Source organism: Micromonospora globispora, from assembly GCF_003857015.1.
Lineage (GTDB): Bacteria > Actinomycetota > Actinomycetes > Mycobacteriales > Micromonosporaceae > Micromonospora > Micromonospora globispora.
This window is the reverse complement of sequence record NZ_QGGF01000161.1, coordinates 1-9,108: the sequence shown is the minus strand read 5'-3', so window position 1 is coordinate 9,108 and position 9,108 is coordinate 1. Positions and strand designations below refer to the sequence as shown.

The following is a 9,108-nucleotide window of genomic DNA, read 5'->3' as shown; positions in this document are numbered from 1 at the left end:
GCCCAGGTCGCCGGTGGCGACGCCCCGGCCGGCCCGCTTCGCGGCGCGCAGCGCCTCGCGGGCCTGCTCGAGCCGGTCCTGGGCGGAGGGCGAGCTGATGACCGCCAGCACCTGGCCGCGGCGCACCGGCTGTCCGGGCTGGACGCGCAGGCTGGCCAGGGTGCCGTCGGCGGGTGCGGTGAGGGTCGCGGCGGCCCGCGCGGTCACCGTGGCCGGGGCGTCGATCACCTCGGTGACGGCGGACCGGCCGACCTGGGCCAGCGCGACGGGGGACTTCTCGTCCCCGCAGGAGGCGGCGGTGGTGCCGGTCAGGACGGCGACGGCGAGGAGGGCGGTGAGCAGGCGGGGCCGGGTGGCTGCGGGCAGCCGTGGCGAGTGGGTGCGGACCACCTGGCCCATGCTACGACCCGTCGACGACCGTCGAACGGCGCAGCCGGCTCAGGCCGCGACCGCGCGGACGTAGCCGACGCAGTCGTCGTGCAGGGTCGACCACTGCTCGCCGAACGCCTGGTCGGACGCCTCGTCGAAGGACCGGTCGTCGTGCACCACGGCCTTGAAGAAGTCGAGCACCCGCTGCTCGCCGTACCGGTCCACGAGGTGCCGGACGGCGAGGTAGCCCACGCCGTAGCTGCCGCCGACCCGGTCGTCGGCCGCGTCGTCGGCCGGGGCCAGATCGTCCAGCCGGCCGTTCCAGCCGCCCCGGACGAGTTTCCGCACCTCGGCCAGCCCCTCGTAGTGGCTCACCGGTTGGCCGTCCGCGCCGGCGTACTCGGCCAGGCCCTCCACCAGCCACCAGGCGCCCTTGTTCGCGTAACCGCCGTCGGGCAGGGACGCGGCGTGGGTCAACTCGTGCCGGAGCAGGTCGTCGACCCCGGTGGGCGACAGGCTGCCGGCGTTGAGCACCACGTCGTGGTGGCCACCGCCGACGCCGACCGCGTACCCGGCGGTCCACTTCGGGCGGCCGCCGCCGTACCAACGCTGCCACTCGGTACGGCCGGCGTAGAAGATCAGGTAGCGGTCGGGGGGCGAGGCGTCGACCGCGTACAGATCGGCCACCCGCGCCGCCGCCTCGGCCTCGGCGAGCAGCCCGGGCAGCTTACGTCGCAGCGCGGGCGTGGTGGCCACGACCGTCCGCTTCCCCACCGCCACCGCCAGGTCGCTGACCTCCCACGGCCGGGTGCCCGCCGGCCTCGACCGGGACTCCTCGACCGCGACGAGCCGGGGCTGCTCGCCGGCCTCCCGCCACCGGGTGCCGAGCACGACGGTGCTCGGCGTGCAGCCCGGGACCACGAAGCAGTACTCGACGGTTACCGGCAGCCGCCACTCCCCCGGCCGCCCGTTCACCCGGGTCGGCAGCCCGTCGGACTCCGGCCGCCAGACGGTCACCCGCAGCGCCCGCAGCACGGCGTACCGGTGGGTGAGGCCGGCCCGGGCGGCGGGCTCGGCGACGGCGAGGAAACCGGGCCGGTCGCCGCGGAGCAGCGCGGCGGCCTGGCGGTCGAGCTGCGCGGTCATCCGCTGGCCGAGCTGCCGGGCGGCCGCGGTGGCGGCGTCGTCGGAGGGGGTGCCGGCCGGGCGACCCACCGCGTCGCCGACCAACCCGATCACCAGCACCGCCGGCACGCCGCAGGTCAGGACCGCGAGGACCAGCCCGAGCGCCACCCACAGCGGCCACCGGCGGCGCGGTCGCGGCCGGTCCACCCCGGTCGCGCTCTGCTCGCCGCGCTGCTGGTCGCCGTCGGTCACCGGCGAAGGGTACGACCTGCCGGGCGACCCGGCCAGAGCGACCCGCGCTTCTGGGGCGCCGCCCCACCGGGCGACGGGTCAGGCCGGGTCGCCGGCCAGGCGGAGCAGCGTCGTGTTCGCCACCCACAGGACCACCAGCAGGATCCCCGGTACCGGTCGGCCCGCCAGCGCCAGCAGTAGACCACCCGCCACGAAGCAGGCCGCCTGGACGGTGGTCTTCGCGGGGGCGGCGAGGGGCACGCTGGCCTTCGGCGAGCAGAAGATGCCCCAGACCACGGCGATCAGCAGCGGCGCGCCGAGCCCGGCGAGCAGCCGCACGGCCAGCCCGGCGTCGAGGGTGAAGCCCCACCAGCCGGCGGCGACGAGCATCGCCAACTCCAGCAGGAAGGCGAGCGCCAGCAGCACGGCCATCATCAGGACCTCCAGTCCCGGTACGCGGTGTCCAGGGCGGCCACCATCTGGTCGAAGGAACGGTCGATGTCCCGGGGCAGGCCGAACCCGCCGGACGCCTCGAGGGTGACGAAGCCGTGCACCGCGCTGCGGAACATCCGGGTGGCGTCCACGGCCGCGTCGTCGGTGAGCCCGTACCCGTGCAGGATCGCGTAGACCGCGCCGACGGCCCGGTCGGCGGCCGCGACGTGCTCGGGGTCGGCGGGGTCGGGCGGACGCTGGGTGGCCGGGTAGCGGCCGGGGTGCCGGCGGGCGTAGTCCCGGTAGGCGCCCGCGACCGCCCGCAAGGCGTCACTGCCGGCCCGGCCCGCCGCTGCGGCGGTGAGCTCGGTGGCGAGCTCGGCGGTGGCCAGCGCGGAGAGCTGCTGGGCCAGCGCGTCCGCCCCCTTGACGTGCTTGTAGAGGCTGGGCAGCGCGACGCCGAGCCGGGCGGCCAGCGCGGCGAGGGTCAGCCGGTCGGGGCCGACCTCGTCGGCGAGTCGGGCCGCCTCGCGCACCACCGTCTGCGGGGTGAGGCCGGCCCTAGGCACCGGAGGTCACCGCGAGGAACTCGACGAGCTGCGCGGCGGTCTCCGCCGGCCGGTCCGCGTGCGGGTAGTGGCCGGAGTCGGCGATCATGCGCGCCTCCGCGGTGCCGAACTGCCGCCGGGCCGCCCGTGCCTCCGCCCCCGGATCCTTGAAGTCGGGGTCCTTGGTGCCCATCAGGATCAGCACCGGCTGCCGCACCTCGCGTGCCCGCGCCGTCCAGTGCGGGTCGACCGGCTCGACCACCCCGCGCACCGCGTCCATCCGGCCGCGCAGCTTGGCGACCATCTCCTTCCGGTACGCCGCGTCGTCGGCCGGCCGGTCGCCGGGGAAGAGCGTCTTGTGGAACATGCCGAAAAGCCGGGGGCTGCGCAGCACCAGCGCCTGGGCGGCCCGCATCACCGGGTTGGGCCGGGGCTGGGCGACGAAGGGGCTGAGCTGCACCACGCCGTTGACCAGTTCCGGGGCGTCGACGGCGGCGAAGACCACGGCCGCCGCGCTGGACGAGCTGCCGACCAGGGTGGCCGGGCCGCCGCCGAGCGCCCGGACCACGGCCAGCAGATCCGCGCCGACCTCGGCAGGGGCGTACGACGGCCAGTGGGCGCTCGAGTCGCCGTGCCCCCGGACGTCCACCGAGGCCACCCGGTAGCCGGCCGTCACCAGCAGCGGGATCAGGTGGCGGAACGTCCGCCGGTTCTCCCCCATGCCGTGCGAGAGGACGGCCAGCGGCCCGTCCCCGTGCACCTCGTACGCGATGGTCCCGCCGTCCCGCTGCACCTGGCTAACACTCATAGCCAAAAGGCTAATGGCATTAGCTTTAGTTGTCAAGGCTTGACCTGAGCTCCGGTGGAGATCGCAGGATCGGGCCCATGACGCCATCGGGAAGCTCGCACGTCCGCATCGCCCGCCCCAGCCGCGACCTGGCCGCCGCCGAACGCTTCTGGGTGGACGGGCTCGGCCTCAGCGTGCTGTACCGGGACGAGGCCGGCGGCCCGGGCGAGCACGACCTGGTGATGGTGGGCTGGCCGGACGCCGCCTGGCACCTCGAACTGGTCGACGGGGCGCAGCTCACCGTCGCGCCCACGCCGACCCCGGAGGACCTGTTCGTGCTCTACCTCGACGGACCGGTCGACGACGACCTGGTCGACAGACTGGAACGGGCCGGCGGGACGCGGGTCTCCGCCGGCCCGTACTGGGACCGCTGGGGGGTGACGGTGGCCGATCCGGACGGCTACCGCCTGGTGCTGAGCACCCGGGGCTGGTCGAACGCCTGAGTCACTTCTTGGAGACCAGGGCCCGGCCGAAGAACATCAGGTTGGCGGGGCGCTCGGCGAGCCGGCGCATCAGGTAGCCGTACCACTGGTCGCCGTAGGGGACGTAGGTGCGCACGGTGTAGCCCTCGCCGATCAGCCGGGCCTGCTCCTCCGGTCGAATGCCGTAGAGCATCTGGAACTCGAAGCGGTCCGGGCCACGGTCGAACCAGCGCGCCCGGTCCTCGCCGATGGCGATCAGGCGCGGGTCGTGGGTGGCCAGCATCGGGTAGCCGTCCCCGGCCATCAGCACGTTCAGGCAGCGGACGTACGACTTGTCCACCTCCCGGGCGGACTGGTACGCCACCGACTCGGGCTCCTTGTACGCGCCCTTGCAGAGGCGCACCCGCGACCCGGCGTACGCCAGCTCCCGGCAGTCCGACTCGGTCCGGCGCAGGTACGCCTGGAGCACCGCCCCGGTCGACGGGAAGTCCTTGCGCAGCTTGGCGAGGATGTCCAGGGTCGAGTCGGTGGTGGTGTGGTCCTCCATGTCAAGGGTGACCGTGGTGCCGGCCGCGTCGGCCGCCAGGCAGATCGCCCGGGCGTTGTCGTAGGCGAGCTGCTCGTCGAACAGCTGCCCCAGCGCGGAAAGTTTCACGCTCACCTCGGCGGCGGGGGTGAGCCCGGCGCCGGAGAGCATCTTCAGCAGCCTGAGGTACTCGTCCCGGGTGGCGTTCGCCTGCTCGGGGGTGACGGTGTCCTCGCCGAGATTGTCGAGGGTGACCGCGAGGCCGTCGTCGACGAGTTCGCGGGTCGCGCGCAACGCGTCGTCGGTACCGGCGCCGGCGACGAACCGGCGGACGACGTCCCGGGTGAACGGGGCCGTCGCGACAAGCCGCTCAACCTGGGATGACCGGGAGGCGGCGAGGATGACGGAACGGAGCATGCGCTGAGCGTAACGCCCACCGACCGGCCCGCGCCGGGGGGCGGCGACGGTACGTCACGCAGCGTTCCCGCCGCCGGTCGCGGGGCCAGGCACTGAGCCCCGACGGTGCTGGGGAGCTGGACCGCCGACGGCGGGTCGGCCGGCGCGGCCGTCCGGGAGAGCGAGAGCCTCATCACCGACGGTTACCCGGGGTTCCTGCCGCGCTACATCGACGCGCCACGTGCCCACTGAGTCGTCTACCGTTGGTGTCGTGAACTTCGACGCGTACGCCCGGACCGGTGTTGATCTCGTCAACGCCCGCCTGGACGACCTCGACGCCCTGCGGGCCCTCTTCCCCGACGAGAACGCGTGGATGCGCGACGAGGTCGCCGAACGGGACCTGGCAATCTTCCGGCGCGCGCAGAAGCGCCTGCGGGACGTCTTCGAGTACGGCACCTCGGGGCGGGACGCGCAGGCGGTGGCCGAGCTGAACGCGCTGCTGGAGGCGTTCCCGGTGCAGCCGCGCATCTCCGGCCACGACTCCAGCGACTGGCACATGCACGTGACCAGCCGGGGCGCCTCGGTCAGCGCCGAGTACCTGGCCGGTGCGGTCTGGGGCCTCTCGGTCTGGCTGTGCGAGTACGGCAGCGCCCGGTTCGGCGTCTGCGCGGACGAGCGCTGCGGCAACGTCTACCTGGACACCTCGTCCAACTGCTGCCGGCGGTTCTGCTCGGAGCGCTGCGCCACCCGCTCCCACGTCGCGGCCCACCGGGCCCGCAAGCGCGCCGCCATCGGCGAGCAGCTCTCGGCCCCCGCCGACTCCCTGACCCCGGTCAGCTGACCCGCCGGCTCCCGCCGGGGCTGATCGGGGATACCCGCGCGGAGGGGGGTCAGGCGTCGATCGGGGAGGGGGCGGTGAGGTTGGCGCGGGCGAAGGCCAGGGCCTCGCGCAGGTCGTCCTCGCGGACCGCGCGGCTCTTCGCGCCCCGGGTGGTCACCTCGACCGCGACCGAGCCGGTGAAGCCCCGGCCGGCGAGCGAACGGAGCAGCTCGGCGCAGGGCTGGCTGCCGCGCCCGGGCACCAGGTGCTCATCGCGCCCCTCGCCGGTGCCGTCGCCGAGGTGCACGTGCGCCAGGCCGGCACCCATTCGGTCGGCCATCGCCAGCGCGTCGGTGTGCGAGGCGGCGCAGTGCGACAGGTCCAGGGTGTACGAGGCGTACCCGGTGTCCGTCGGGTCCCAGCCGGGGACGTACGGCACGAACTGCCGGCCGGCCATCCGGACCGGGTACATGTTCTCCACGGCGAAGCGCAGCCCCCCGAACTGCCCGGCGATCGTGTCGAGCCCCTCGGCGAAGTTGCGGGCGTAGTCCCGCTGCCAGGTGAACGGCGGGTGCACCACGACGGTGGGCGCCCCCAGGGTCTCGGCCAGCTCGGCCGCCTTGCGCAGCCGCTCCCACGGGTCCGGGCTCCACACCCGCTGGGTGACCAGCAGGCAGGGCGCGTGGACGGAGAGCACCGGCACCCCGTAGTGCTCGGAGAGCCCGCGCAGTGCGCCCGGGTCCTGGCTGACGACGTCGGTCCAGACCATCACCTCGACGCCGTCGTAGCCGAGCGCCGCGGCGAGCTGGAACGCCGCCGCGGTCCGCTCAGGGAAGACCGAGGAACTGGAGAGGAGCACCGGGACGCGGGAAGTCACGTCCCTCAGGGTAACCGGCCCGGCCATCCGGCATCGGGACGAGCATCCGCAAAGCGCCCAGACCGGCCGACCGGGATCACATCGGTTCGAGCTGATCCAGCCGCCGGAGGATGACGCCCTCCCGCAGCGCCCACGGGCAGATGTCCAGCGTGTCCACGTCCAGCCGGCGCATCACCGCCTCGGCCACCACCGCACCGGCCAGCAATTGGTGGGCCCGGCCGGCGCTCACCCCCTCCAGCTCCTGCAACTGGCCTGGCGGGATGTGCCGGATGAAGCCGAGCACCTGCCGCAGCCCGGTACGCGTCAGGCTGCGCCGGGCCCAGAGCCCCGCGCCGGACGGCGCCGCGCCGGCCAGCCGGGCCAGCATCCGGAACGTCTTCGAGGTGGCGACCGGGCGTTCCCAGCCCACCTCGGTCAACTTCGCCACCACCGGGTCGAGCAGCCCGTCGACGTACTCCCGCAGCTCCTCCACAACCTCCGCGGACGGCGGCACCGCACCGGAGGGGTCGACCCGCAGCCGCTCCCGGCTCAGCCGCCCGGCGCCCAGCGGCAGCGAGACGGCGACGTTCGGGTCCTCGTCGATGCCGGCCGCCAGCTCCAGCGAGCCGCCGCCGATGTCCAGCACCAGCAGCCGCCCCGCCGACCAGCCGAACCACCGCCGCACCGCGAGGAAGGTCATCCGCGCCTCGTCCGCGCCGGAGAGCACCTCCAGCCGTACGTCGGTCTCGTCGCGGACCCGGGCCAGCACCTCGCCGGCGTTGGTGGCGTCCCGGACCGCCGAGGTGGCGAAGGCGAGCAGGTCGTCGGCAGCCAGGCCGGCCGCCGCCGCGCGGGCCATGCCGACCGCCTTGACCAGCCCGTCCGCGCCGGCCTCGGTCAGCGCGCCGTCCGGGGCGATCTGCTCGGCCAGCCGGAGCACCACCTTCTCCGAGTGCGCCGGCCAGGGGTGCGCCCCGTGGTGGGCGTCGACCACCAGCAGATGCACCGTGTTGGAACCGACGTCGAGCACACCCAGTCGCATGCTGATGACCCTAGGGCCAACACGTTTCCCCGGCTCGCCAGCCGGTACGGGTCACCCCGCGTACGCTGGTCCGGGTGACAGGCCAGATCGAGCTGCATGTGCTGGTGGACGACCCCGACGACCCGCGCAGCCGGGAGGTGGAGCTGGACTTCCCCCGGGAGTGGATCGAGTTCCTCGACCCGGCGGACGAGAAGCACATGGTCCGGGCCGACCTGACCTGGCTGCTGTCCCGCTGGACGTGCGTCTTCGGCAAGGGCTGCCACGGCATCATCGCCGGCCGGGCCGCCGACGGCTGCTGCTCGCACGGGGCGTTCTTCACCGACTCCGACGACGAGAAGCGGGTCCGCAACGCGGTCAAGCGGCTCACCCCGCAGACCTGGCAGCACTTCCGCAGGGGCTTCAAGAACTGGACCGAGAACGACACCATCGACGGCAAGAACCCGGCCCGGCGTACCGCCACCCGGGACGCCGACTCCCCGTGTGTCTTCCTCAACGACGCCGACTTTCCCGGCGGGGGCGGCTGCGCGCTGCACGCCCAGGCGCTGCGCGACGGGGTGCACCCGCTGGAATACAAGCCGGACGTCTGCTGGCAGCTGCCGATCCGCCGCGACCAGGAGTGGCACAAGCGGACGGACAACACCAAGGTGCTGATCTCCACGCTCTCCGAGTTCGACCGGCGGGGCTGGGGCGCGGGCGGGCACGACCTGGACTGGTGGTGCACCTCCTCCACCGACGCGCACGTCGGCGCCGAGCCGATGTACGTCTCGTACGGCCCGGAGCTGACCGCGCTGATCGGCGCCGCCGCGTACGCGAAGCTCGCCGAGCTCTGCGCGGCCCGGCTGCGCCAGGGCCAGATCGCCCCGCACCCGGCCAGCGAGGGCTGAGCGAGCCGGCGCGCCGGCCTACGCCTGCCCGTCCACGGGCAGGACGACGATGCCGTCGTCGTCGCTGTGCACCTGGGCACCCGGGTGGAAGACGCAGTTGCCGAACGACACCGGCACGTCCCGCTCCCCCGCCCCCGTCTTGGCGCTCTTGCGGGGGTTCGCGCCGAGCGCCTTGATGCCGATCGGCAGGGTGCGCAGGGCGGCGACGTCGCGGACCGCGCCGTTGATGATCACACCGGCCCAGCCGTTCTCCACCGCCGAGCCGGCGATGAGGTCGCCCATGAGTGCCGTGTGCACGGATCCGCCACCGTCCACCACCAGCACCCGGCCCGCCCCCGGTTCGGCGAGGACCGGCTTCACCAGTGCGTTGTCCTCGAAGCAGCGCACGGTGACCGCGGGGCCGGCGAAGGCGGCGACCGCGCCGTACTGGCGCAGCTGGGTGTCGCACGAACCCAGGTCGTCGCCGTAGCGGTCGTACAGGTCGGCGGTGGAGGTCGGCATCGTCGTTCTCCTTCTCATTCGGATGGTGTCCGGTGCAGGCCCGTGGCGGCGACGGCCGCGCCGGCGAGGCCTGCGGCGGTGCAGGCGAGCACCCCCGCCGCGCCGGCGC

12 protein-coding genes and 1 pseudogene are annotated in these 9,108 nt (G+C 74.2%); 4 read left to right on the top strand and 9 right to left on the bottom strand.

Annotated features, from left to right (window positions below):
- From DKL51_RS06095 to DKL51_RS06075, 5 genes and pseudogenes are all read right to left on the bottom strand, one after another.
- A pseudogene (locus DKL51_RS06095) lies at positions 1-399 on the bottom strand (HlyD family efflux transporter periplasmic adaptor subunit); the annotation flags it as partial.
- A 39-nt stretch (positions 400-438) separates the two neighbouring features.
- A complete protein-coding gene (locus DKL51_RS06090; protein ID WP_124811823.1) occupies positions 439-1,746 on the bottom strand; it encodes a hypothetical protein in 1,308 nt (435 codons plus the stop codon).
- A 78-nt stretch (positions 1,747-1,824) separates the two neighbouring features.
- Positions 1,825-2,160, bottom strand: coding sequence for a YrdB family protein (locus DKL51_RS06085; RefSeq protein ID WP_109947385.1), 336 nt, complete (start codon positions 2,158-2,160; stop codon positions 1,825-1,827).
- Entirely contained in the window at positions 2,160-2,726 is a 567-nt protein-coding gene (locus DKL51_RS06080; protein WP_109947384.1) for a TetR/AcrR family transcriptional regulator, read from the bottom strand. Before DKL51_RS06080 ends, DKL51_RS06085 begins: the two co-directional genes overlap by 1 nt.
- The gene (locus DKL51_RS06075) at positions 2,719-3,513 is read right to left on the bottom strand and encodes an alpha/beta fold hydrolase (RefSeq protein ID WP_109947383.1); all 795 of its coding nucleotides are present in this window, start codon (positions 3,511-3,513) and stop codon (positions 2,719-2,721) included. The genes DKL51_RS06080 and DKL51_RS06075 overlap by 8 nt, the downstream gene beginning before the upstream one ends.
- A gap of 77 nt (positions 3,514-3,590) precedes the next feature.
- Between DKL51_RS06075 and DKL51_RS06070 the strand changes: the two genes are divergently transcribed.
- Positions 3,591-3,995, top strand: coding sequence for a VOC family protein (locus DKL51_RS06070; protein WP_109965054.1), 405 nt, complete (start codon positions 3,591-3,593; stop codon positions 3,993-3,995).
- Between the two features lies 1 nt (position 3,996).
- Here the strand turns inward: DKL51_RS06070 and DKL51_RS06065 are convergent, their stop codons facing one another.
- Entirely contained in the window at positions 3,997-4,917 is a 921-nt protein-coding gene (locus tag DKL51_RS06065; protein WP_109947381.1) for a proline dehydrogenase family protein, read from the bottom strand.
- A gap of 105 nt (positions 4,918-5,022) precedes the next feature.
- Between DKL51_RS06065 and DKL51_RS06060 the strand changes: the two genes are divergently transcribed.
- Both DKL51_RS06060 and DKL51_RS06055 read left to right on the top strand, forming a co-directional pair.
- Positions 5,023-5,148 carry a glutathionylspermidine synthase family protein gene (locus DKL51_RS06060; protein WP_243420672.1) on the top strand — a complete coding sequence of 42 codons (126 nt, stop codon included), beginning with the start codon at positions 5,023-5,025 and terminating at the stop codon, positions 5,146-5,148.
- 19 nt (positions 5,149-5,167) lie between these two features.
- Entirely contained in the window at positions 5,168-5,737 is a 570-nt protein-coding gene (locus DKL51_RS06055) for a CGNR zinc finger domain-containing protein (protein ID WP_109947380.1), read from the top strand.
- A 49-nt stretch (positions 5,738-5,786) separates the two neighbouring features.
- Here DKL51_RS06055 and DKL51_RS06050 read toward each other — a convergent pair whose 3' ends face one another.
- Both DKL51_RS06050 and DKL51_RS06045 read right to left on the bottom strand, forming a co-directional pair.
- On the bottom strand, positions 5,787-6,593 hold the full coding sequence (locus tag DKL51_RS06050) for a sugar phosphate isomerase/epimerase family protein (RefSeq protein WP_185734719.1): 807 nt from the start codon (positions 6,591-6,593) through the stop codon (positions 5,787-5,789).
- Positions 6,594-6,669: 76 nt separating this feature from the next.
- Entirely contained in the window at positions 6,670-7,614 is a 945-nt protein-coding gene (locus DKL51_RS06045) for a Ppx/GppA phosphatase family protein (RefSeq protein ID WP_109965247.1), read from the bottom strand.
- A gap of 74 nt (positions 7,615-7,688) precedes the next feature.
- On the opposite strand from DKL51_RS06045, the gene DKL51_RS06040 reads away from it, so the two are divergent.
- A complete protein-coding gene (locus tag DKL51_RS06040) occupies positions 7,689-8,498 on the top strand; it encodes a DUF3109 family protein (RefSeq protein WP_109947604.1) in 810 nt (269 codons plus the stop codon).
- An 18-nt stretch (positions 8,499-8,516) separates the two neighbouring features.
- Here DKL51_RS06040 and rraA read toward each other — a convergent pair whose 3' ends face one another.
- A complete protein-coding gene (gene rraA, locus DKL51_RS06035; protein ID WP_109965248.1) occupies positions 8,517-8,999 on the bottom strand; it encodes a ribonuclease E activity regulator RraA in 483 nt (160 codons plus the stop codon).
- Positions 9,000-9,108: the final 109 nt, after the last annotated feature.

Excerpts from the sequence above, each read along its gene's own strand:
- DKL51_RS06045 (WP_109965247.1), bottom strand. The coding sequence starts at position 7,614 with ATGCGACTGGGTGTGCTCGACGTCGGTTCCAACACGGTGCATCTGCTG.
- DKL51_RS06070 (WP_109965054.1), top strand. The coding sequence starts at position 3,591 with ATGACGCCATCGGGAAGCTCGCACGTCCGCATCGCCCGCCCCAGCCGC.
- DKL51_RS06085 (WP_109947385.1), bottom strand. The coding sequence starts at position 2,160 with ATGATGGCCGTGCTGCTGGCGCTCGCCTTCCTGCTGGAGTTGGCGATG.
- DKL51_RS06065 (WP_109947381.1), bottom strand. The coding sequence starts at position 4,917 with ATGCTCCGTTCCGTCATCCTCGCCGCCTCCCGGTCATCCCAGGTTGAG.
- rraA (WP_109965248.1), bottom strand. The coding sequence starts at position 8,999 with ATGCCGACCTCCACCGCCGACCTGTACGACCGCTACGGCGACGACCTG.
- DKL51_RS06075 (WP_109947383.1), bottom strand. The coding sequence starts at position 3,513 with ATGAGTGTTAGCCAGGTGCAGCGGGACGGCGGGACCATCGCGTACGAG.